Origin of the sequence: Leucobacter sp. cx-42 (assembly GCF_014529985.1) — a bacterium.
Classification (GTDB): Bacteria; Actinomycetota; Actinomycetes; order Actinomycetales; family Microbacteriaceae; genus Leucobacter.
Window position 1 is genome coordinate 272699 of record NZ_JACVMU010000007.1, and the last position, 23031, is coordinate 295729.

Annotated in this window: 21 protein-coding genes; 9 read left to right on the forward strand and 12 right to left on the reverse strand. The window is 63.3% G+C overall.

Annotation, left to right across the window (positions count from 1 at the left end; all coding sequences use genetic code 11):
• Positions 1-20 precede the first annotated feature (20 nt).
• The 5 genes from ICM05_RS08840 to ICM05_RS08865 are packed head-to-tail and all read right to left on the reverse strand — an operon-like array spanning position 21 to position 5967.
• Positions 21-2204, reverse strand: a complete 2184-nt coding sequence (locus tag ICM05_RS08840; protein ID WP_251364590.1) for a serine hydrolase — start codon at positions 2202-2204, stop codon at positions 21-23.
• Positions 2205-2223: 19 nt separating this feature from the next.
• Complete coding sequence (locus ICM05_RS08850) at positions 2224-3315, reverse strand: dipeptidase (protein WP_188024194.1); 1092 nt, start codon at positions 3313-3315, stop codon at positions 2224-2226.
• A complete protein-coding gene (gene menC / locus ICM05_RS08855; RefSeq protein ID WP_353055865.1) occupies positions 3312-4439 on the reverse strand; it encodes an o-succinylbenzoate synthase in 1128 nt (375 codons plus the stop codon). Before menC ends, ICM05_RS08850 begins: the two co-directional genes overlap by 4 nt.
• Before the next feature lie 11 nt (positions 4440-4450).
• Positions 4451-5125, reverse strand: a complete 675-nt coding sequence (locus ICM05_RS08860) for a MurR/RpiR family transcriptional regulator (RefSeq protein WP_188024195.1) — start codon at positions 5123-5125, stop codon at positions 4451-4453.
• Entirely contained in the window at positions 5122-5967 is an 846-nt protein-coding gene (locus ICM05_RS08865; RefSeq protein ID WP_188024196.1) for a GNAT family N-acetyltransferase, read from the reverse strand. The genes ICM05_RS08860 and ICM05_RS08865 overlap by 4 nt, the downstream gene beginning before the upstream one ends.
• Before the next feature lie 91 nt (positions 5968-6058).
• Between ICM05_RS08865 and ICM05_RS08870 the strand changes: the two genes are divergently transcribed.
• The 6 genes from ICM05_RS08870 to ICM05_RS08895 all read left to right on the forward strand — a co-directional run bounded on the left by ICM05_RS08870 (position 6059) and on the right by ICM05_RS08895 (position 14253).
• A complete protein-coding gene (locus tag ICM05_RS08870) occupies positions 6059-7198 on the forward strand; it encodes a M20/M25/M40 family metallo-hydrolase (protein ID WP_188024197.1) in 1140 nt (379 codons plus the stop codon).
• A 357-nt stretch (positions 7199-7555) separates the two neighbouring features.
• Positions 7556-9322 carry an ABC transporter substrate-binding protein gene (locus ICM05_RS08875; protein WP_188024198.1) on the forward strand — a complete coding sequence of 589 codons (1767 nt, stop codon included), beginning with the start codon at positions 7556-7558 and terminating at the stop codon, positions 9320-9322.
• 62 nt (positions 9323-9384) lie between these two features.
• The gene (locus ICM05_RS08880; RefSeq protein ID WP_188024199.1) at positions 9385-10398 is read left to right on the forward strand and encodes an ABC transporter permease; all 1014 of its coding nucleotides are present in this window, start codon (positions 9385-9387) and stop codon (positions 10396-10398) included.
• A 16-nt stretch (positions 10399-10414) separates the two neighbouring features.
• The gene (locus ICM05_RS08885) at positions 10415-11323 is read left to right on the forward strand and encodes an ABC transporter permease (RefSeq protein ID WP_188024200.1); all 909 of its coding nucleotides are present in this window, start codon (positions 10415-10417) and stop codon (positions 11321-11323) included.
• On the forward strand, positions 11323-13023 hold the full coding sequence (locus ICM05_RS08890) for an ABC transporter ATP-binding protein (RefSeq protein ID WP_188024201.1): 1701 nt from the start codon (positions 11323-11325) through the stop codon (positions 13021-13023). Before ICM05_RS08885 ends, ICM05_RS08890 begins: the two co-directional genes overlap by 1 nt.
• A 9-nt stretch (positions 13024-13032) precedes the next feature.
• Positions 13033-14253, forward strand: a complete 1221-nt coding sequence (locus tag ICM05_RS08895; protein ID WP_188024202.1) for a D-alanyl-D-alanine carboxypeptidase/D-alanyl-D-alanine-endopeptidase — start codon at positions 13033-13035, stop codon at positions 14251-14253.
• A 103-nt stretch (positions 14254-14356) separates the two neighbouring features.
• Here the strand turns inward: ICM05_RS08895 and ICM05_RS08900 are convergent, their stop codons facing one another.
• Positions 14357-15295: an LD-carboxypeptidase gene (locus tag ICM05_RS08900; RefSeq protein ID WP_188024203.1), complete on the reverse strand. Its 939-nt coding sequence runs from the start codon at positions 15293-15295 to the stop codon at positions 14357-14359.
• Between the two features lie 210 nt (positions 15296-15505).
• On the opposite strand from ICM05_RS08900, the gene ICM05_RS08905 reads away from it, so the two are divergent.
• From ICM05_RS08905 to ICM05_RS08915, 3 genes are read left to right on the forward strand one after another with little or no spacing between them, the layout of a single operon-like run.
• A complete protein-coding gene (locus ICM05_RS08905; RefSeq protein ID WP_215401768.1) occupies positions 15506-16825 on the forward strand; it encodes a M20/M25/M40 family metallo-hydrolase in 1320 nt (439 codons plus the stop codon).
• Positions 16826-16847: 22 nt separating this feature from the next.
• Positions 16848-17747 carry a serine hydrolase gene (locus ICM05_RS08910; protein ID WP_188024204.1) on the forward strand — a complete coding sequence of 300 codons (900 nt, stop codon included), beginning with the start codon at positions 16848-16850 and terminating at the stop codon, positions 17745-17747.
• The gene (locus ICM05_RS08915; protein ID WP_188024205.1) at positions 17744-18532 is read left to right on the forward strand and encodes a serine hydrolase; all 789 of its coding nucleotides are present in this window, start codon (positions 17744-17746) and stop codon (positions 18530-18532) included. The genes ICM05_RS08910 and ICM05_RS08915 overlap by 4 nt, the downstream gene beginning before the upstream one ends.
• 129 nt (positions 18533-18661) lie before the next feature.
• Here the strand turns inward: ICM05_RS08915 and ICM05_RS08920 are convergent, their stop codons facing one another.
• From ICM05_RS08920 to ICM05_RS08945, 6 genes are all read right to left on the reverse strand, one after another.
• Positions 18662-19372 carry a hypothetical protein gene (locus tag ICM05_RS08920; protein WP_188024206.1) on the reverse strand — a complete coding sequence of 237 codons (711 nt, stop codon included), beginning with the start codon at positions 19370-19372 and terminating at the stop codon, positions 18662-18664.
• Complete coding sequence (locus ICM05_RS08925; protein WP_188024207.1) at positions 19369-20301, reverse strand: ABC transporter ATP-binding protein; 933 nt, start codon at positions 20299-20301, stop codon at positions 19369-19371. Before ICM05_RS08925 ends, ICM05_RS08920 begins: the two co-directional genes overlap by 4 nt.
• Positions 20298-20702: a GntR family transcriptional regulator gene (locus ICM05_RS08930; RefSeq protein ID WP_188024208.1), complete on the reverse strand. Its 405-nt coding sequence runs from the start codon at positions 20700-20702 to the stop codon at positions 20298-20300. Before ICM05_RS08930 ends, ICM05_RS08925 begins: the two co-directional genes overlap by 4 nt.
• A gap of 113 nt (positions 20703-20815) precedes the next feature.
• Positions 20816-21706, reverse strand: a complete 891-nt coding sequence (locus tag ICM05_RS08935; protein WP_188024209.1) for a TIGR01777 family oxidoreductase — start codon at positions 21704-21706, stop codon at positions 20816-20818.
• Between the two features lie 2 nt (positions 21707-21708).
• Positions 21709-22137 carry a pyrimidine dimer DNA glycosylase/endonuclease V gene (locus ICM05_RS08940; protein ID WP_188024210.1) on the reverse strand — a complete coding sequence of 143 codons (429 nt, stop codon included), beginning with the start codon at positions 22135-22137 and terminating at the stop codon, positions 21709-21711.
• Between the two features lie 13 nt (positions 22138-22150).
• A complete protein-coding gene (locus ICM05_RS08945) occupies positions 22151-23026 on the reverse strand; it encodes an EamA family transporter (protein ID WP_353055442.1) in 876 nt (291 codons plus the stop codon).
• Between the last annotated feature and the right edge of the window lie 5 nt (positions 23027-23031).

Below are 23031 nucleotides of genomic sequence, written 5' to 3' on the forward strand. Positions count from 1 at the left end.
GGGTACATGTGAGTGGCCGACTAGCCGATGATGACGCGTGGGCGACGTCCGTCGAGCTCTGACGCTTCGGCAGAGGTCACCGACAGGCTCTGCACGAGGGGCGCTGCGAGGCCAATCAGTCGGACCTCACAGAACAGTTCGCCGCGATCGCACGCAATCGACCAGCGCAGGTGGGCAGCATCGTCTGCTGATCGGATCCGCGAAGCGAATGCCGGCTGACCAGCAGAGATCGGGCCGATGTCGGCGAGCAAGGCATCGATCCGCGCCCGCCGAACCGGCTCGGGGGTATCGAGCAGCACGTTGGTCGCGAGCACACCCGTGTCTGCGAACGTCGTGTTGTGGCGGATCGCAGCGTCAAGCGCCTCCGCAGCGTGCAGGGTTGCCGGCCACGGTCGGGTTTCCTCTGCGGGAGCATCGACCGCCGCGAGCACGCGGACGAGTGCGTCGGCGGCGAGACGTTCCGTGCGGAAGACATCGGAGTTTCCAAATGCCACCGCCCCAATGCCGGTCGCGAGCTGCCAGCGCATGTGCGAGCTGAAGCCGGGCAGACCACCGGAATGCTGCGCGATGCGGCCGTGCTGACGATCGTGTTCGACCGCGAGACCGTAGCCGTAGCCGAGCGCAGCCAGATCGCGATAGGGGCCAGCGTCACCGACGGGAATGACCGTGTGCACGCGCTGCATTTCACGGCGACTGTGTGCCGAGAGCACCTCCGGGCGCAGCGGAGCGTCTGAGAACCCAGACGCGAGGAACGCCGACCAGGCCGCAATGTCATCGACCGTGCTGAAGAGTGCGCCGATACACGCGAGCGCGCCGGAGCCGACGAATGGTTCGGGCACGAAGCTCGCGCCGTCGTCAAAGGTGCGGAAGCCGTGCGCAAGATCGTGACCGGGCGCGTACTCACCCGCGTCGTAGCGCGTCGAATCAAGCCCGAGTGGTACGAGGAAGCGCGAACGCACCTCCGCTTCAACGGTGTTTCCGGTGACCGCTTCGATCGCGCGTCCCACGAAGGACATGCCGATGTTTGAGTACTGATACTTTTCGCCAGGCAGCGCGGTGAGTTCGAAGCCGTGTTCGCCGAGCGCTGCGATTTCTTCGCGGTTAGCCCCGAGCGCACGGTCACCGTACGCATTGTCCTCTGGCATGCCGGATCGGTTCGCCAGCAGCTCACCAACCGTCACCTGGCGGGCTTCACCCTGCCACCGGAACAGGACCCCAGGCACGTACTCGTCCAGATCACGGTTGAGATCGAGGCGCCCCTCATCGCTCAGCGCGAGCGCGGTTGCTGCGAGGAAGCTCTTCGACATCGACGCGATACGGAAGACGGTGTTCCTCGCAGTAGCGTCACCGTCGAGGCGAGGCTCGCCGAGTCCGCGCCAGGCGATGACGCCGGTGCGGTCAAAGATCGCCACACTTACGGCGGGAGCAACCTCGGTCTTGGCAGCCACGACGGCGTCATCGAGCGCGCGTGCGGCGGCTGCGACGATGCGGGGCGATCCGCCCATCTCTGCAGCGAACGCGTCAATCAATTGCCGGCTCGCAGAGGTGTTCTCGCCGTGCACGGCACGCGCCGCCGTGAGCAAATCTGCAATGTCGAGCCCCTCCTCGCGGAGCGCAGCATCGTCCCAGTTCTGCAAATCTGCCGCGCTTGCCTCTGGATGAAACTGCACCGCACGCACATGCTCGCCAATGACGAAGGCCTGGTTCTCGATCGCGTCACTCGACGCGAGCAGCACCGCGCTCTCGGGAAGGCGTGTGATCATGTCTTCGTGGTTTTCGATCATGTGGGCCGAGTGACCGATCGCACCGATGACACGGTCTTCACGTCCTGCTGGCGTGGTGTGGATCGCGGTCGCTCCGCGCTCCTTCGGGCCGGTTTTGGCCTGTACTTCGCCGCCGGCGACCTTCGCGATTACCTGCGCGCCGAGGCAGATGCCGAGCGTTGGCAGGTCCTGTTCAATTGCCTGCCGGACGAGATCACGCTCGACGGAAAGCCAGGGGGCGCGCTCGTCATCGTCTGGCATGAGTCCGCCGCCGAGCAGCACGAGACCGTCGAACCCGTCGAGCGTTTCCGGCAGGCCGTCGGCGCCGTGGACAGCGACGACCTCGACTCCTGCGTGTTCGAGCCACGTTGCGAGGCGACGCGGTCCCGAGCTCGGCGAGTTGACGACCACGAGCGCTTTCGGGGTGTGCGGGCTAGTCATGGGGTATTCCTTAGTTCTTTCAGTTTCGCTGTTCGGTATCGACCGCTGGGACGATCACGGGCGCGGTAGCTTCACCGGCGGCGCCAGCGAGGAATGCGCGGTAGTCGTCGTCCGATGCCTCGAGTACGCGAAGTACGTTTTCGTGCGCAAGACCGCGCAGCTCTGACTCAGTCCAGCCGCGACGCTCCAGCTCGGCAAAGAGCGCCGGGTAGCCAGACACGTCGCTGAGGCCGGTCGGCAACGCATCAGTGCCGTCGTAATCTGCCCCGATGCCCACCGCGTGGACACCCGCAATCTTCCGGACGTGATCGATGTGATCCGCCACGTCAGCAATGCCAACGTACGGGGCTTCGCCGACCTCGCCAGCCTCAACCCAGAGCCTGCGCGCTTCATTCAGGAACGAGGGCACAAACGCCACCATGACCACGCCACCACCCTCGCCAATCTTCGCGAGCACATCGTCAGGGACGTTGCGCTTGTGATCACAGATCGCGCTCGCACCAGAGTGGCTCACCATCACTGGACGTGTGCTCTCCTCGAGCGCGTGCCGCATGGTGTCGGGTGACACGTGTGCCAGGTCGACGAGCACGCCAATGCGGTTCATCTCGCGCACGACCTCGCGGCCGAAGTCGGTGAGTCCGCCGTGCACGCGCTCGTCGGTTGCCGAGTCTGCCCAGTCAATCGTGCGCGACCAGGTAAGCGTCATGTAGCGCGCGCCGAGGCGAGCGAACTGACGGAGTACTGCGAGTGATCCGCCAATCTGGGCACCACCCTCAATACCGATCAGCGAAGCAATCTTGCCGTCAGTGAGCGCGGATCGGGCATCAGCTGCCGTACGCGCCAGGCGGAGCTGGTCAGGATAGGTGTCGACAAAGCGGTAGACGAAGTCGATCTGTTCAAGGGTCGCGACGACCTGCTCTGCGCCCTGGAGTACTGGGTCAACCCAGACCGACCAGAACTGGCCGCCAACGTTGCCTGCGGCCAGGCGAGGCAGGTCGGTCTGCAGGTTCGGAACGCCAGTGTCGAGTTCGGCGACCGAGTACGCACGGTCGATACGGCAGGCCCATGCAAGATCATTGTGGCCGTCGATGACGGGGTAACGGGTGGTCATGCGAGGTCCTCCTCAGCGGAATCGAAGACTGCGGTCGAAAGTTCTTGGATACGTGCGGTGTCTACCTCGAATCCGAGCCCCGTTCCGGTCGGCACAGCGACCACACCGGAGACCGCGACTACGGGCGGGACGATGATGTCGCGTTCGTAGTACTTGTCTGAACCGGAGACATCCGACGGCAACAGGAAGTTCGGCAGCGACGAAATCGCGACGTTCGCAGCGCGCCCAATGCCGAACTCGTGCATGCCACCACACCACACGGGAACCCCAGCATCAGCCGCGACATCGTGCGCGCGCTTCGCTTGCGAGAGGCCGCCCATGCGCGAGACCTTGATGTTGAGAATGCGTCCGGCATCGAGACGCAACATCGTCTCGAGATCCTCGATCGTCACGACCGATTCATCTAGGCAAATCGGCGTCTCGATCACGGCCTGCAGCTCAGCGTGCGACACGAAGTCACGCACATCGAACGGCTGCTCGATCATCGTGAGTCCGTGAGTGTCGAGCTCACGGAAGATCTCAGTCGATTCCGCAGAACGCGGGTACGCACCGTTGGCATCGACGTGAACATCGAGCGTGGGAAACGCTCCGCGCACCGCACGCACCGCTTCGACGTCCCAACCGGGCGCGATCTTCAGCTTCACACGGCCATATCCCGCACTGGTGTGATGCGCCACCTGGGTGAGCAACGCGTCAATCGACGGTTCGATACCGAGCGAGACACCGGCGACGACCTCCGTGCGCGTGCCACCGAGCGCCTGCGACAGAGAAACGCCGCCGCGCTGCGCAAACAGATCCCACGCAGCACCTGCAAAGCCAGCCTTCGCGAACTCGTGCCCACGCACCTTCGCCCACGTCGCCTCAAGCTCTTCCGGCCGGTCCCACGACGCACCAAGCACCGCAGGCGCCAAGTACTTCGTTGCAAGCAGCCAGGCCGTATCAATGGTCTCCGAACAGAAGTACGGGTCACTCGGAGACGCGATCTCGCCCCAACCGATCCGCCCATCGGAATCAGTCAACTCGACCAGCAAGTGTTCGATACCCGACTTCCGGTGCGAACTCGTCTGAAAACTGTGCCGCAACGGGAGACCCATTGCACATACGCGCACACGTTGAATCGTCACAGCAGTCACGCTCACTCCCCCGCCCCGAGTCCAGGCTGATACAACGCAATCTGCGCCGCATACTGATCACGCACCGCCAACCGACGCCGCGCACCCTTCGCGCTCGCCGTCGTCAGCGTACTGAGTAGGTGGCACACCGCGGCAACCGCGGTCGGGGAATCCGCGTATGAGACGGAACCCGTGCGCACCTTGATGAGTGCCGTCGCAAAGTGCGCAAGCGGGCATTCTTCGCTGTCAGTAATGACGACGAGTTGGCCACCAGCCTCTTTGAACAGTCGCCCAAGCTTGATGGTTTCTTCCCGGTAACGCCGCATCGAGAACACGATGAGCACGTCGCTCGCGCGCACATCGGTGAGCACGGTGATTGGCGATAGGCCTCGTCCGTCGATGAGGAACACGTTGGACAGCGTCGCAGAGAGGTCAGCGTTGAGGAGCTGCGCGTAGGCCGCAGACTTTCCCTCGCCACCGATGTAACGCCGGCGCGCGCTCAGAATGAGGGCGGCCGCGCGGGGCACATCACCGGTCTCCGCGAGCTCTTCAAGCGTTTGGGCGAGCGAACTGAGCTCGCTCTCAATCACCTGTGACTGAATACCCTCAGCAGACAGGTTGGTCTTCAGCCGTTCGCCAAACCGATCTTGCGGTGAGACGAGCGAACGGTTGAGTGCGTCTTCCTCTTCGTGCTTCATGCGCTCTCCTCATGGGGTGTGGGCGGCCGGTCAGCTGGCACCGCAAGGTATGCGGCAGAAAGTTCATCAATACGGCGGCAATCGATCAGCACATGGCCGTCGGAAATGAGGCCGCCGAGCACCTCGGCGAGTGCGCCACGGATCTCAGGAGTCGCAGCAGCATCCTGGTCAGTTGGCAGCGAGATCCACACGCCGTGCTCATCTTCGATCGGGGTCGCCCACTGTGCTGTGGTGAGTCGGGGCGGCGTTGATCCGCGAAGTTCGAGGTGGGGCGTCGGCGCGTCACCGATCGCCCACTCAACGATGAGCCGGTCAGTTTCGCTGCGACCGTAGTAGTCGTGGAGGAAGCCGGTGCCGGTCGCGCCGAGGGTACCGAAGTTGAAGTGTCCATTGCGGGCAAGGATCGGATCAAACGTCCAGCGCATCGTCGTGTGTCCCCACCGTTCGGCGACTGCGCGCTGCAGCTGCTTGAGTTCGCGGCCAATACCGGAACCTTGATACGCGGGGTCAACGACCGCCGACTGCGAATAGTGGAAGTCACGACCGTTGTCATCTCGACCAGCGAAGCCATACGCAAAGCCGACAAGCTTTTCATTGCGGGTGTACACGCCGACGGCAGACCCACCGTTATCTTTGAGCGCAAACATGAGATTTGGGTTCAGCGCAAAGCTAGGATCTTCGTAACCGAACACCCGAACATAGAGTTCATTCGCTGCGCGGAAGTCTTCGTACGTCGAGAGTTCGCGGCCAAATAGCCCGCGGCCGCCCTGAGTATTCAGGTGCGCGAGTGAGGTCCGTGGACTGGGAACTACAGCGGTCCCGATCGACATCGTTGTGATCATGATTCGTATCCTATGTCCCCGGTCACTGTCCGGCAAGGCTTTTATTTTTCGGCTATTGCCAGAGTTCAAAGTCTGGGATACGTTTCGTAACATGACTTTAGAATCATCCGACCGCAACGCCGGGGTCGATGAGGTAGCGCTGCTTCGTCAGCTCGTCGAAATCGAATCCCCGAGCCTTGACACCGCGGCGAGCGACGAGATCGCCCAACTCATCGAGGCCGAGTTTGCGCGCCTCGATGCCACTGTCACGCTCACCCGCACCGAGGCAGGCACGAGCCTCACGATCGATATGGGGACCACGGGCGACGACGCCGGCCGCCCACCATTGCTCCTTGTCGGCCACACTGACACGGTTTGGCCGGTTGGCACACTCGCCGGCGACGTGCCATGGAGGCGCGACGGCGACCGCATCGCTGGCCCAGGCGCATTCGACATGAAGTCGGGCATCGTCATCATGCACGCCGCACTCGCACGGCTGGCCGGTCGTCCCCACCGGAAGGCGCGGATCGTGCTCACCTGCGACGAGGAAATCGGGTCACCCACCACACAGGAGCTACTTCGAGCAGCCGCGGCAGACGTCGCCGGGGTGCTCGGCTTCGAGTCACCCCACCCCGACGGGGCACTCAAGGTGGGGCGTTGGGGCAGCACACGCCTGCGACTCGGGATTACGGGCAAGGCCTCGCACGCCGCACTCGATCCGGAACACGGAATCTCTGCCATCGATGAACTCGTCGATCAGCTCATGCGCGTGCGCGAGCTCACGAACGATCCCGAGCTTTCTTCACCGGTGCTCTGCAACGTCGGCACCGTAGCTGGCGGTGGCCGCACTAACGTCGTCCCCGATCACGCGAGCGCAGAGATCGGTTTGCGCTTCGTGAACCCCGCGACCGAGCGCTCGGTGCTCGATCAGCTCGCGAGCCTCACGCCTTCCCGTACGGGGGCCCAACTCACCGTCGACACCCTGAGTAGCAGGCCGGCGTGGCAAGCAAGCGAACGCGACAGCGCGCTCCTTGCTGAGGTTGCCGCAGCTGCGAGCCGCGTTGGGCAAGCCGTGAGCGGGCGACCCGCGCACGGCGCAGGCGACACCAATTTGCTCGGCTCGCTCGGCATCCCAACACTCGACGGCTTCGGGCCGCGCGGCGGTGGCGCCCACGCCGTCACCGAGCACATCTTCGTTTCATCACTCATGGAACGCATTGATCTACTTACGGAAGTCCTCGGGCAACCGTAAGTATCGCGCGCTAACACGCGCAACCCTCTATGAAACCAATGATTTGAAACGTAAGTTCCATCGGAGATTCGATCACAATCACACAAAGTCCACTGAATTGTCTGTACAAAGTCTTGGAAGTGCCCCTACTATCGGGGTAACTCGAAACGAGAAATACGATTCATATCTTTGAATCAGCACGGTCATGATGGGGTGAACGATGCGTCTACACACGACAGCACGACGAAACAGCGAAGTTTTGTTCAGCGTCAGCGCGCTCCACACCTGCCATGGCAACAACACACTTGGCGGGGCCCCAGTTGGGCACCGCCTCACCAACCCATTTCGTGTGACAACCGAATTAAAGGAGATCCGGTAATGAAGATCATGAAACCACTCATCGGAACGACGGCGGCGCTTGCGCTCGCTGTTGCACCGGTGACTGCTGCATTTGCGGCAGATACCAGCGACGCTGAGTCGTCGATCCGCCTCTCGAGTGACATGAGCCAGATTGACACGCTGAACCCGTTCACCGCGGTGTTCAACGAGGCGCTCATCGTGCTCGACTACGAGTACGAGCCGCTCGCAGGCATCGTTGAGACCGGCGACTACGGCGGGATCCTCGCGAAAGACTTCAAGGTTGACGGCAAGACCTGGACCTACGAGATCCAGCCAGAGGCCACCTGGTCAGACGGTGAGCCCGTGACCGCTAACGACGTCGTCTGGACGTACGAGGCTGTCATGAACAACAAGGCGCTCCAGGTTGCGAACGGAGAGTCGGTCGGCAACATCGAAAAGGTCGTCGCAACTGACGACAAGACCGTCGAGATCATCACCGCAGACCCGACGCCGCTTCACCCCGGCATCCTGCCGATCGTCCCGAAGCACATCTGGGAAAAGATTGACAACCCCGACGAGTACGCAAACACCGAAGACGTCGTGGGCAGCGGCCCCTTCATCATCGATGAGTACAAGCAGGGCACCTCGATCACCATGAAGGCGAACCCGCACTACTGGCGCGGCGAGACCGGTGTCGACAAGCTCCACATCGTTGGCTTCAAGAACACCGATGCTGCTGTGCTCGCACTCCGTAATGGCGAGATCGACATGCTCGGCGGCCTGAACTCGGCGCAGTTCGATTCCCTCAAGGGCGTCGACGGCATCGAGGCATACCAGGTGAAGTCGAAGCACTTCTTCAACCTCACCATCAACGGCGGTTGGAAGACCACCGGCGGCGAGGCATTCGGCGACAACAACCCGGTCCTCGAGGATCAGGCGTTCCGCCGCGCACTCGGCCAGGCTATCGATCGCGATGTCCTCGTTGATCGTGTGCTCAACGGCCTCGGCAGCCAGGGCCCGACCATCCTGCCTCCCGGCAGCCCCGGTGGCATGTTCACCGAGCTCGAAGACGTTGCACTCCCCATGGGTGTTGAAGCAGCAGCAAAGTCGCTCGAAGCGGCTGGCTACACCACCGACGCTTCGGGCAACCGCCTCGATAAGAGCGGCAACCCCATCACGCTCCGCATGATGTTCAACGGTGGCAGCACCGCGAACACCGCTACCGCAGAGTTCGTCGAGTCGTGGTTCACCGACCTCGGCATCAAGATGGAGCTCAAGAACACCAACTGGGACGAAATGGGCGAACTGCTCCCCAAGGGTGAGTACGACATGTACATCGATGGCTGGGGCGTTTCGGACGACCCCGACTACATGCTCTCGATCAACACCTGCAAGGTGCTCCCCGAGACCCCCGGTGGTTCGAACTCTTCGCAGTCGGGCATGTGTGACCCCGAGTACGACAAGGTCTTCAAGGCACAGCACACTGAGCTCGATCCCGCGAAGCGCGAGACTCTCGTTCACCAGGCTCTCCAGATGATCTACGAACACGGCAACACCGCGATGTTCTACTACGACGACGCACTCGGCGCATACCGCACCGACCGTCTCGAGAACCTCGTAGAGGTCAATGGCTCGCCCTACAACCGCTTCTCGATCGCTCAGGCGACCATCAAGGGCCAGGACGAAGCAGGTTCGGGTAGCGCAACCGGTTGGATCGTTGGCGGCGGCATCGCAGTCGTCGTGATCGCGGCTGCGGCTATCTTCCTCTCCACTCGTCGTAAGCAGAACGCGGACGACCGAAAGTAAGTGAAAGCACAATGGAACGTGTGAATCCGGGCAATGCTGCCCCAGAAACAGAGACGAAACCGATGACCGGTCACGCCTCTGACGAAAGCGCTGACGTACGTCACGGCGGAAGTACCTGGCGGTACTTACTCGTCAAGGCGGGCGGTTCAGCAGTCAGCCTGCTGATGGTAGTGCTGCTCGGGTTCTTCGCGTTCCGCGTGCTCCCCGGCGACCCGGTGGCCTTGATGACTCGAGGCCGCCGGGTCACCGCGGACCAAATGGAACAGCTGCGAGAACAGTTCGGTCTGGACAAGCCCGTTCTCGTGCAGTTCTGGGAGTACCTCGTGGGGCTGCTCAACGGCAACCTCGGTACCTCCTTTGTCTTCCGTCGGCCCGTAACCGAGCTCATGGCTCAGTACGTCGGCCCGACGCTGCTCCTCATGAGCGTCTCGATGGTGCTTACCGTTAGCCTCGGCGTGTGGGTGGGTCAGCGTGCTGCGTGGAAGCGCGGCGGTTGGTTCGATAAGTCGGCCACCTGGACCTCCCTCTTCTTCTGGTCGATGCCCACCTTCTGGTTCGGCCTGCTCCTGCTCCTTGCATTCTCTGGCACCGGCTTCTTCCCGAGCAGCGGCATGGTCACCGTGGGTTCGGATCTGACCGGCTGGGCCCACGTCCTCGACGTCGCCCGCCACCTCGTGCTCCCAGTGCTGGCGCTTTCGATCGCGTCGTACGCACAGTACGTCCTCATCATGCGTTCCTCACTCATTGAAGAACTCGGTCAGGACTACCTCGTGACCGCTCGGGCCAAGGGTCTTCCCGAGGATGGCGTGCGTCGCAAGCACGCACTCCCGAACGCCCTGCTGCCGACCGTCACCATGATCTTCCTACAGCTCGCCGGCCTTATTAGCGGTGCGGTCACCGTCGAGACAGTGTTCTCGTGGCCAGGCCTCGGCTTCCTCACCTTCCAAGCAATTCAGGGACCTGACTTCCCCGTGTTGCAAGGCACCTTCGTGGTGTTCTCGACGATCGTCATCGTCATGAACTTCTTTGCGGACATTCTTTACCGCTTCATCGATCCCCGCGTTCGTGCGGCATAGAAAGGCGGCGACGGAAATGGATACTGCAACAGTCTCAACGACCAGCGCTCGCACCCTCGCGCGGAAGCGCCGTGCCGATGCGGCCCGCGCCAACTGGCGTGCATTCGCGAAACAGCCTGGCGGCGTCATCGGGCTCATCGTGCTCGTCATCGTGCTCGGCCTCGCAGCGTGCGCACCCCTCATCGCCGATGTCTCGGTGCTCGATCCCACGAACGCTGAGGGCCGCCCATTCGAGGCCCCCTCAAGCACCTTCTGGCTCGGCACGGATTACCTCGGACGCTCGGTCTTGCCGCTCCTCATCTGGGGCGCACGCACCTCACTCACGGTCGGTATCGCAGCAACGATCACCTCTATGATCATCGGTACCCTGATGGGCCTCATGGCAGGCACTCTGCACGGCTGGCGATCCGCCATCGTCATGCGCGTGATTGACTTCTTCCTCATCATTCCCGGCCTCGTTCTCGCGATCGTGCTGGGCGCGGTGCTCGGCTCGAGCACCTTCACGATTGTGGTCGCGATCGGTGTGACGTCATGGGCTGGTACCGCGCGAATGATCCGCGCACAGACCCTGTCGCTCGAAAACCGCGGCTACGTTGAACGCGCACGCGCACTCGGCGCATCACAGTCGCACATCACCTGGCGTCACATTCTGCCTGGCGTGATGCCGCTCGTCCTCGCAAACACCTCGCTTGCGGTCGGCGTCGCGATCATCTCGGAGGCAACACTCGCCTTCCTCGGTATTAACGGTGGCGGTATCTCGTGGGGCACGATGCTCCAGCAGGCCATGGGCTCGGGTGCCGCGGTCGCAGGATTCTGGTGGCTCATTGTGGCCCCGGGAGCCGCGATCCTCATCGTCGTTCTTTCTTTCACCCTCGTGAGCCGCGCCCTTGAGACCGTGGTCAACCCGACGCTCGGAGGTCGCTAATGTATGCACTGCAGTTCGAGGATGTCTCGATCTCCTACCGCACCCGCAATGAAGCAGGCGAGCCGATCGATTATGAAGCGGTCAAGAACGTCACGCTCCGTCTCCCGAAGCGCGGCACGCTCGGCATCGCCGGCGAGTCAGGGTCGGGCAAGTCGACCCTCATTATGTCGGCGCTGCGCCTGCTCCCCGACAGCGCGACCGTCACCGGCACCGTCAAGCTCGGCGACAAGAACATGAACGAGCTCTCCTGGGGTCAGGTGCGAGCCGTCCGCTGGAAGGAAGCATCGATTGTCTTCCAGGGCGCGATGCACTCGCTCAACCCGGTACAGCGCATCGGCAAGCAGATTGCTGAAGCGATGGAACTCCACGATCCGAAGGCGCACACCAAGCGTGGCAAGAACGCCTACCGCGCCGAGGTCATCTCGCTGCTCGAGCAGGTGGACCTGCCGGCGCGCACCGTAGATTCGTACCCCCACGAGATCTCTGGCGGCCAGAAGCAGCGCGTCATGATCGCAATGGCGCTTGCGTGTGACCCCGAGGTCATCATCGCTGATGAGCCGACCACCGCGCTCGACGTGATCGTTCAGGAGCGCGTCCTCGCCCTCCTCACGAAGCTCGTCGAAGACCGCGGTCTCTCGCTCCTCATGATCACCCATGACCTCTCGGTACTTGCGCGCACGTGCAAGGAAATCGCGGTCATGTACCACGGCGAGATTGTGGAGTCGGGCCCCTCGCTCGACATCCTCACGAACCCGCAGCACCCACACACTCGCGCACTCACGGACGCGGTTCCGGTCATCGGCGATCCCAAGAGTCGCATGAATCCCGCAAGCCGGAAGCAGAGTGAACCTGGCAACACGACCGTCGTGAGCGTTGTGCCAGAGGGGCCAGGCGACGAGCTACTCGGCGCCGACAACCTGTCGGTGCGCTTCCAGACGCGCGTCGGCGAGGTGCGCGCGGTCGACGGTGTCGACCTCAGCTGCCGCGAGGGTGAGATCACCGTGCTCGTCGGCCAATCAGGCTCGGGTAAAACCACCCTCGTCCGCACGGTGCTCGGGCTCCAGGCACCGACGGGCGGCAACGTCCGCTTCCGCGGCAAGCCACTCAGCCGCAAGCAGCGCGACCTGCGCGACTACCGCGGAAGCGTGCAGTTCGTCTTGCAGGACCCGATGTCTGCGCTCAACCCCAAGCACACCGTCTACGAGCTCATCGCAGAGGGCATTCGCGTGCAGGGCCTGCAGGGCGACGAGCGCCAGCGCGTGCGTGAGGCACTCATTGCCGCTGAGCTGTCGCCGCCTGAGCGCTTCTTCGCGAAGCTTCCGAACGAGCTCTCCGGCGGTCAGCGTCAGCGCGTCGTCATCGCGGGCGCCCTCGCGCTTGAGCCAGAGTTCATCATCGCCGACGAACCCGTCGCATCGCTCGATGCCTCGGTTCGCGGTGAGATTCTCGCGCTGCTGCTGCGCCTCAAGCGCAACCTCGGCCTCGGCTGTCTCGTCATCACTCATGACCTCGGCGTCGCGTGGAACATTGGCGACCGCGTGCTCGTTATGCACCAGGGACGCATTGTCGAAGCTGGCGCTGCCGAGGATGTCCTCCTCCGCCCAGAACACGAGTACACGAAGCAGCTTCTCGCGGCAGTCCCGACCATGCGCCAGCCAGCTGCGGCGCAGGCCGCGAATGATCACGTTGAAGGACAGTAGGAAGAGCAGATGACCAGCACCGAAACCATCCTTGCGCGGGCGACCGACCCGCGCTTCACGCGTCCCCGCATCCTCGTGCTTGAGGCCGACACCGGCCGCTCGCTCCTCGAACGCGCCGCTGATCGCGGCGAGGAGACCGCGAGCGTCATGAAGACGATCACCTGCGCTGCCGCACTGCATGAGCTCGGCCCGGACCGTCGCATCGAGACGCGCGTCGTGCGCGGATCAGCACCGGGCGAAATCGTCATCATCGGTGGCGGCGACGTTACCCTCAGCCGGGTACCTGGCGACGGACCGACGTACTATGACTCCCCTGCACGCATGGACGTGCTCGCACGGGACACCCTCGCGGCACTCGGCGACGAGGTGCCCACGCGCCTGGTCTACGATGATTCGCTCTTTGCTGGCGGCGAGTGGCTCACTGGCCAGTGGCTTGACGAAGACCGCAATCCCGAGGGCTACATCCCGATGATCTCGTCGCTCCAAGCAGACGGCGATCGCGAGGATCCCGCTGCCGATGACAGTCCCCGCAGCGCCGATCCCGCTGGGAACGCCGCTCGCGCGTTCGCGGCCTTCTTGGGTGACGATATCCAGGTGGTGCGCGGATCCGCCCCCGCAGACGCCGAGGAACTCGCGGTCGCGAAGTCACACACGATCGAGGAACTCGTGCGCGAGTGCCTGCGCACCTCAGACAACGGGCTCGCGGAAGCACTCGCGAAACTCGCGGTCATCGAGCGTGGCGAAGACGGCACCTTCGACGGGGTGAAGCGTGGCCTCACCGGCGTGCTGCGCGACCTTGGCGTCCCCACCGAGGGTGTGGAGCTGCAGGACGGCTCTGGTCTGAGCGACTACATCAAGGTGCCCGCGCGCACGATCGCGGATCTCATTCGACGCGCGCGACTGCGCGAGGGAATCCTTGGCATGCTCGACGACCGGCTGAGCCGCACCGGGCCGAACGGCACGATGTACAGTGCACGCTTCACTGGCGAGAACGCCGTCGTCGGCGATGCTGTGCGCGGCAAGACCGGCTTCATCAATTCGGTGCACTCGCTCGCGGGCGTCGTACGCACGGTCGGTGGCGCAGACCTCGTCTACGCTGTCTTCGCGATGGGAGAGGACATGTCACCTGAGCATCCCTCGCGCGTGGCAATCGATGACTTCGTCACCAGCCTGCACCTGCACGGCGACGCGCTGCTCACGCACGGCGAGACGATTCTGCTCGACGACTAGCCCTGGCATGGGTGGCTGCATTTCGTAGCGCCCACGCGAAAGGCCCCCGCGCATCGTGTGATGCCGGGGGCCTTTCGCGTTCCGAACTGTGGCGCGCTATACGTTAGGCATCGAACTCGATGCGTGGGTTCTCGTCAGCGATGAGGGTCGCAGTGACGCCGGCGCCGATCGGGAACGAAGACACATCGGGACCGTGCCCGAAGCGCAGCCCCCAAACAACCGGGATACCGAGCGGTTCGAGCAGCTCGGTCAACAGCGCCTTCACTTCGTCGAGGTCACCGCAGTCGACCCAGGTGCCGAGACCGACCGCGAGCGCACCCTCGAAATAGCCCGAGCGCAGCAGAATCTGCATCAGGCCGTCGATTCGGTACGGCGACTCGTGGACCTCTTCGATGAGCACGATCTTGCCCTTCGCGCGCTCGAGAGTGGTCGGGTGCGAGCCGACGCTCATCACGAGCAGCGAGAGGTTGCCACCGGTGAGCTGGCCGGTTGCGGTGCCCGGCACGATGGTGGTGGTGTCTGCATCACCGGCGATCTCCAGTGGCCCCTCGCCCAGGACGGCAACGCGCAGGTCCTCGACGTTGTTCGGCGACAGCAGCAGGTCGTTGGTGGCGATCATCGGGGTGAACCAGGTGGGAACCCCAAGCCGCTGCTCCCAGAACTCGTGGAGTGCGGTGATGTCAGAAGACCCAATGAGCGGCTTCGGCTCAGCCGCGGCGAGCACGTCGACGTCAAGGAGATCGATGATGCGGATCGCGCCGTACCCACCGCGTACACAGAATACAGCGTCGATCTCGGGGTCTGTCCACGCTGCCGTGAGATCCGCCGCCCGATCTGCATCGCTGCCAGCCAGGTACCCGTGAGCGCGCTCATGCCGATCGAGCACGTGCTTGCCGCGGATGGGAACGAGGCCCCACGAGCGCAGGAGCGCTTCAGCTTTCTCGACGGCCTCTTCGGTCGACGGCCCCGAGGGGCTCACCAGCGCGCAACGGGCACCTGGCGCGAGCGTGCGGAGTGCGGGTGAAGTGTTCCGAATGGTCATGTCGCTCCTTTGTGACAGTGTGGCGGGACCCACGCAGCCCACTTTACGATTCGTAAGACAGGAATACAAGAGTCTCGACTGGGTCAACTCCTTATACAAATCAATAAAAGTTGCTGCGTTATTCACCGGCGACGGATAGTGTTTATGTGACGTAACTTCGGTGCGCCAACGGCGGCGCACGGTACGAACCTCAGAGAGGACGGTTCGCGAATGACCGCAGAGATGACAGCAGCCGAATTGTGTGCGCACTTCGTTCGCTACGACACTTCAAACTTCGGTAACGGCAAGAGCAGGGGCGAGACTCAGCTTGCGGAAGAGATCGCTCGCATTCTCGCTGGTGCGGGCTATGCGCCCGAGCTCTATGCTCCGGAACCCGACCGCGCATCGGTCCTGATCCGCGTCCCTGGCCGCGATCGCAGCCTGCCCGGCGTGCTCGTGCACGGCCATCTCGATGTCGTACCCGCCGAGCCAGACCAGTGGCGTGTGCCGCCATTCGAGGGGCGAATCGAAGACGGATACGTATATGGTCGCGGATCAGTCGACATGAAGGACATGGTCGCGATGATGGTCGTGACCGCGCTCGAGTGGGCGAAGCAACGAATCGTGCCAGAACGCGACGTTGTCTTCCTTTGGGTCGCCGACGAGGAGGATCGCGGCGACTGGGGCGCAGGCTGGCTCGTGAAGGAACGTCCGGAGCTATTCGCGGGCATCGGCGCAGCGTTCGGCGAATCTGGCGGCCAGGCGATGCCCCTGACGGCGAAGGACGGCTCCCCCGTGACGCTCGTCCCCATCGCGGTTGCCGAGCGCGGCACACTGCACATGCGCCTCCGCGCTGAGGGCATCTCTGGTCACGGCTCACGCCCCGCACCAGGCAGCGCGATTTCCAAGCTGCTCGCAGCGACTCAGCGGCTCAATGATTACCAGTGGCCGTTGCAGATGGTCGACGCCGTCCGCACCTACATCACCGACACGAACGCCGCGCTCGGCTACGAAGCCGACCTCACAGATGAGGCGGGCGTTGCCAGGGCGATCGAGCAGATGGGCGAGGCCGGCACGGTTGCACGCGTCACCGTCCGTTGCTCTTCGACCACCACGGTGCTCAATGCCGGCTACAAGGTCAACGTTATTCCCGGCGTCGCCGAAGCCGAGATCGACGTGCGCTGCGTGCCAGGCACGTTCGAGTCAACGCAGGCAGTGCTCGCCGAACTTGTCGGCCCCGAGGTCTCGTACGAGTACATCGACCCGGGCAAGCCCACCGATTTCTCGCAGCGCTCGCCGTGGTTCGCGGCAATGCGCGAAGCTGTACTGCGCTCACACCCTGAAGCGGTCGTCGTCCCGTTTTGCATGGGCGGCGGTACCGACGCAAAGTCCTTCGCCAAGCTCGGCATCGAATGCTTCGGCTTCGCCCCGCTCACCCCCGACCCCGACGGTCGCCGCTCCGGTGGCGTGCACGGCGTTGACGAGCGAGTCCCCGTGGCTTCGGTCAACGGCGGCCAGCTCATCCTCAGCGACTTCCTGCGCTCGGTCTAACTCTCATCTTGCAAGGAACACCATGAAAAACCCAGACTTCGGTCTCGACGATGACCCCCGCGGCATCGTCAGCGACTACTCCGACGGCACCCCCGTCATCTCCTACGCGCTTGTCGACGCCGACGGGTCCGTCCTGCGCGAGCAGAATGCTTCACTCCCCTATTACTCGGCGTCGACCGTCAAGGTCGGTGTCCTCGTCGCTGCACTGCGCCGGGTACAGGCTGGCGAGTGGCGTCTCGACGATCCGCACATCGTCACGCACGAGTATGCGAGCATCGTGCCAGACGCGCCCCGGTTCACGATTGAGATCGAGGAGACCGATCCCGGCCTTGGCGCCCCCGGCGACACCGTCACCCTCGCACACCTGCTCAATCGCATGACGACCGTGAGCGCCAACTGTGCCACGAACATGCTGTTCGAAGCGTTGGGGGCGGATCGCATCGCAGCCGTCTCACTCGACGCAGGCGCGCCAGACACCGGCCTTGATCGGCCCTACTCCGACGTTGCAGGTCTCGAAGCTGGCGTTACGAATCGGGCGTCAGCGCTCGGCCTCGCGCGGCTCATGGCTGCGCTGGTTCGTGGCGTACTCCTCGACGCAGAGCACACCGCAATCGCAATGCAGCTCCTACGCGAGCGAGAGGAACCCGTCATCAGCACGGCAGCACAGACCTTCGGTGAACGCGCCGGCGTCGTAATCGACACCGGCAGCAAGGGCGGCAGCGTCGACGGCATCGCCCATGACTTTGCCTTCATCTCGCGCGACGGCATCATGCAGTGCCTCGCGGTCTGCACCCGCGGATACACCTATGAGCAGGGCGCGGCCGCCATCTCGGCGATTACCGCGGCGCTACTCTCCTCGACTCCCGCGACAGCGGCTTCGGCCACCTCAGCGAGCACTTCTCAGGACGGAGCACAGGCATGAGCGTCTCCAAACGCGGTGAGCCCAGTGTCTCGTTCACCCTCATCGATCAGGCCGGCACCACCCTCGCAGGTTGTGACGAGACGCAGACCTACTACGCAGCGAGCACGGTGAAGCTTGCCGTCGCGGCTGCGGTTATGTTCGCGGTCGAAGCCGGCACGCTGCACCTCACCGATGAGTTCCCCGTGCGGATCTCGTTCGCGAGCCGCGTTCCTGACGCTGCGCCGTTCGACTTCGAGCCAGCGGAGCAGGACCCGGGCCTTCCCGAGGTCGGCACCATGATGAGCGTTGACTGGTATCTCGAGCGCATGATCACGGTGTCGTCGAACGAGGCCACGAACATTCTCATTGAGGCGCTGGGCGCTGGGGTGGCTGGCATCAACGCGGTCGAGGCCGCACTCGATCGCCTCGGCGTGCGCAATGTAGAGATGTCTCGCCTCATTTGTGACTATCCCGCTGCGCTTGCTGGCTACACGCACTCGGTCACCACGCGCAGTCTCGCGGATCTGGCTCTCGCTGTCGTGTCCAGCGAGGAGCTCGCACCTTCCTCCCGCACGGTCATCCTTGGCTACATGCGGGCGCAGCTGTTCCCGATGATCGCGCCCGCATTGCCCGCTGGCACGGTGTGGGGTGCAAAGAGCGGCTGGGATGAAGGCATTCGCCACGACGTCGCCGTCATTGGCGAGCCTGGAACTCCGGAATTCCGGGTGCTCGCGGTGTGCACGAAGGCCTTCTTCGCTGCTGGCGCACAAGAGGCGATTGCCGCGGTTACCCGCGCCGTGCTGTAGTGCTCTGTCAATTCACCCCAGCCCCTCGAAAAGGGGCGTTTCTCCCGAGATGGCCTCTTTCATGCGTATGAAAGGCCCAGTCTCGGGAGAAACCCCTAGTCTCGGGGGGCGCTCCTGGCTGCTGCCGGGCTAGCGCACCGCAGCGCGGCGCATCGTCACCCACGTGCCGACAAGCGCGAGCAGCGCGACAACGATCGCTCCGACCGCGAGGTCTCCCCGCGTGATGCTCGTGACGATCTCAATGAAGTTCGGTGCAATCGCGAGCAAAATTAGCACGATGATCAATCCGAGCACGACACCAGCAATGGTCGGACCCTTCGTCCCGAACCGCACCCAGATCGCACCGAAGAAGCCGCCAATGGTGACCGCAACAAACGTCCCGAGGAACACCGTTACCGCAAGGACCCAGGCGTCGCCGCTGCCAAGCGCGTAGTTGTCGAGCGCATAGGATCCGAAGAACCAGTGGTCGGTCGCCAGCTCAATCCAGAGCAGCACCGTGAGCATTGCCGCAACGAATACCGAGAGGATCAGGTTCGCCAGCGCAGTACCGAGCACGTAGGCGCGTCGCGTCGTACCAAGTGCAAGCGCGAACGGGAAGGTGGTCGACACCGCCTGCACGCCGTAGTACACCAGGAAGCCCGGCAAGGCGTATGCCACTGCAATATTTGACCGTGCACCGTCTGCGTACGCTGGGCTCGCAGGGTCGAGCCCAGCGCGCTGCAGTGCGAAGGAAATGATCATCGTAATGATGAGCACCAGGGCGATAATGAACGCCGGGGTGCGGAACATGATCTCAGGCTTGTTCAGATGCAATCGAGTCACGTGCGTGATGTGCTTCATGAGTGTGCTCCCTTCGCGTCGAAAGCCAGCGCTTCGCCGGCATCGCCACCCGCGTCTGCATCACGGTCGAATCCATAGGCTGACACGAGTTCCTGCAGCGTCACCGAGCTGAGATCAAGATCAGCTGCCACCGCGGCTGCCCGATCCGCCTCGGTCAATGTGCCCTCGATCACCGCAGTCGCAAGGCCACCCGTGCGATGTACGCTGAGTGCCGTCCGGGCGGCCACGAACTCCTCAACCGCCGCGCGGCGACCAGCGACCTGGTACGCACGTCCCCGCAGCTCATCGACGTCGGCGTCTTGAACCACACGTCCACGATCCAGAATCACCACCCGCTCGAGCAGCCGGTCCATTTCATCGATGAGGTGCGTGGAGAGCACGATCGTGCGCGGATGCTCTTGGTAATCCCGCAGCAGCACATCATAGAAGTAGGTGCGCGCGGTCGCATCGAGCCCCAGGTACGGCTCGTCAAAGAACGTGACCGGGGCACGCGAAGCGAGACCGAGCACGATCCCGAGCGCCGAGAGCTGACCGCGAGAGAACTTCTTCACTACGGTCTTGGCTGGGATACGGAACAGTGCCACGAGCTCGTCAGCGAGCTCTTGCGACCAACCGGGATGGAACACCCGTGCCGCGCGCAGCGCATGCTTGAGCTTGTAGTCATCTGGGTAGCGCTGGTTGTCTCGAACAAAGCTCAGCTGTTCGATCACACGCTCGTTCTCGAACGGCTCTTCGCCGAGCACCTTCACGATGCCGGCAGTCGGACGATCCTGCGCGGTCACGAGCGACATGAACGTTGTCTTTCCTGCGCCGTTGCGGCCGAGGAGACCGGTGATCGTATTGGCCTGAATCTGCACCGTCACCGCATCGAGCGCGCGGATGTCACCGTACGCTCGCGTGAGGTCACGCGCCTCAATGGCAAATGTCATGATGTCTCAGTTTCTGTGTGAGCGGACTCCGATGGGAGCGCGGATCGCTCAGCCTCAGAAGCGACGAGGCGCGCAAGCGCAGCCTGGTCGATTCCGAGCATCGCCGCTTCCGCAAGCATCGGTCGGATGAAGCTCTGAACAAATTCCTGATGACGTTCTGCAGAGAGCGCATCAAATGCGCCTGCCGCGACGAACATGCCGATACCGCGACGCTTCACCAGCACCTGGCGTTCAACCAGCAGGTTCAGCGCCTTTCCGGCGGTTGCGGGGTTAATACGCAGGTGCTGCGCAAGCTCGTTGGTTGACGGAACTTGCTCACCCTCTGCATATCGACCCCGCAGAATGTCGCCAGCGATGCGGTCGGCAAGCTGCAGAAAGATTGGGCGCGTGTCGTCGAACACTTGCCACCTCACTTTCACTCTCGCAGCGAGCCTATCGGCTTATCTGGTTCATTACTTCACTAATGAACCTACGCACCAAGGGCGCCTTTGTCAATGCGAGTGCCGAGATTGAGTTATGAGCCGATCGCGTCAGCGACCGCAGCCGCAACGGTTTCGTGTGTAAACACAAAGCCAGATGTCAGCAGCACGTCTGGCCGCACGTCAGCATCAGCGGTTAGCAATGATTCAGTCGCCTCTCGTCCGAGCCCGAGGCGCAATGCCCACGCTGGTGCAGGCAGCAGGAATGGGCGATGCATATTGCGCGCGAGCGCGCGGCCCGTCTCGTTGGCGGTGGCTGCGGTCGGCCCGCAGAGATTGACGGGGCCAGTGATCCGCCGGTCAAGAATGTGCAAGATCGCTCGCACCTCATCGGTCAGCGAAATCCAAGGCCACGTCTGCTTACCCGAACCGAGCGGGCCACCGAGACCGAGGTTCGTGAGCGTGATCATGGGACGCAGCACTCCCCTGGGGTGAATCACGGGAGCGGTGCGGAGCAAGGCCACGTCAGTCACCGCTTCCGCTTCGCGTGCGGCGCCTTCCCAGTCGACGCAAAGTTTCGCAAGAAAGGTATCGCCTGCCGGGGAGTCTTCGGTCAAGACTCCTCCGGGAACTGAACCGTAGAACCCCACCGCAGAGCCAGAGAGCAGCATGGGTCGCGGACCAGTCATTCGCTGCAGTGCCCTAACGACGGTGTTCGTCGAGTCCAGTCGAGAGGTGAGCAGCTCACCACGATACTTTGCCGTCCATGGTAAGCGTCCAACGCTCGCGCCGTTCAACAGCACGATCGCATCGACCCCTGCAATCGCCTCTGGCGCGAGCTCGCCGCGCACTGGGTTCCAGGATATTTCAGACTCGCTGACAGCGGGCCGCCGCACGAGGGTTGCGATGTCATCGCCGCGGGCACGCAGCGCTTCACTCAGTGCCGAACCAATGAGTCCCGATGCACCGCCGATGAGCACTCGCATGATTACACCCTCTCCCAGGTGGCAACGCCGCCTGACACCACCTTAAACAGCGGATGGGGTGTTGGCGAGCTTTCTGCCCAACGAGCTGCGTCTTCTGGGCTCCGATGCGCAAGCTTTGACCCGAGGTGCGTCCATTCGAATGCAAGCTGGCCGTCGGTGACGGGGATGAGCTCTGTAACGTGCTCAGTACGCATGATTTTCGAGCCGTCGAAGCGATACCCGCGCGCGAGGGACTCCTCGTGCAACCCACGCAGGTAGGCCCCGACCATGAGCAGCGGGTCGCTCGTCTCACGGAATCGTTCAAGTTGTGGGTGGTTCTTGTACCCCTTCGTGAGGTCAGCAAGCACCGCCTGAGCGAGCAGTGTTTCACGCCAGCCGGCAACCAGGCCGGCACGATCAAGGTGACTGGGGTGAAGCGACCACATTCTCATGCTGACAATCTATCTAAGCGGTATCGATTTCCCTGCGGCCGCCGCGCTGTGCCGCCGCCCCAGCAATCACCACCAGCAAGATGCCAAGCACCTGCATGAGCACGGGCGCCTGCGCGAGCACGAGGAACCCAATAACGACGCCGATGCCCGGCTCGATGGCCATGAGCGTACCGAATGCCGTCGGCGTCATGCGTTTGAGCGCGAGCATCTCGAGCCCGAACGAGATGACGGGCGCGAGCAACGAAACCCCCGCGGCAAGCAGGATGAGTTGCCAGGTGAGGTCGCCCATGACGACCTGCGGCAAGCCGACTGGCATGGTCGCGATCGCCGCAATCGGGATCGTGATCGCCAGTCCAGAGATGCCACTGAATCGGTCGCCCACGCGCTGGGTCAGGACAATGTACAAGCCCCAGCACACACCGGAAAGCAACGCGAAGCCGATGCCTACGAGATCCGCGCTCCCACTCCAGGGTTCGGCAAGGAGCACGACGCCGACAAGCGCGAGTGCTGGCCAAACGAGCGCGGATCGACGCTTGCTCATCACGCCCGCAACCGTCAGCGGCCCGAGGAACTCGATGGCAACGGCGGTGCCGAGCGGCAAGCGTTCGACCGCGGCAAGGAACGCTGCGGTCATGTAGCCCGTCACGACACCCAGTGCAATGAGGAGCGGGACGTCAGCTTTGCGCACCAACCGTAGGTTCGGACGCGCGATGAGGAGCAGGAACACCGCCCCAAACATCATGCGCATCCAGGAGGCACCCGCCGGCCCAACCCCAGCTATGAGGTGAACCGACAGGGCGTTGCCCAACTGAATCATCGCCATTGCCGCGACCGCGAGCAGCCACGGCGGAATGCCCGTGCGCGGGGCGTTCGGAATACGCGCGAGCACCCGGG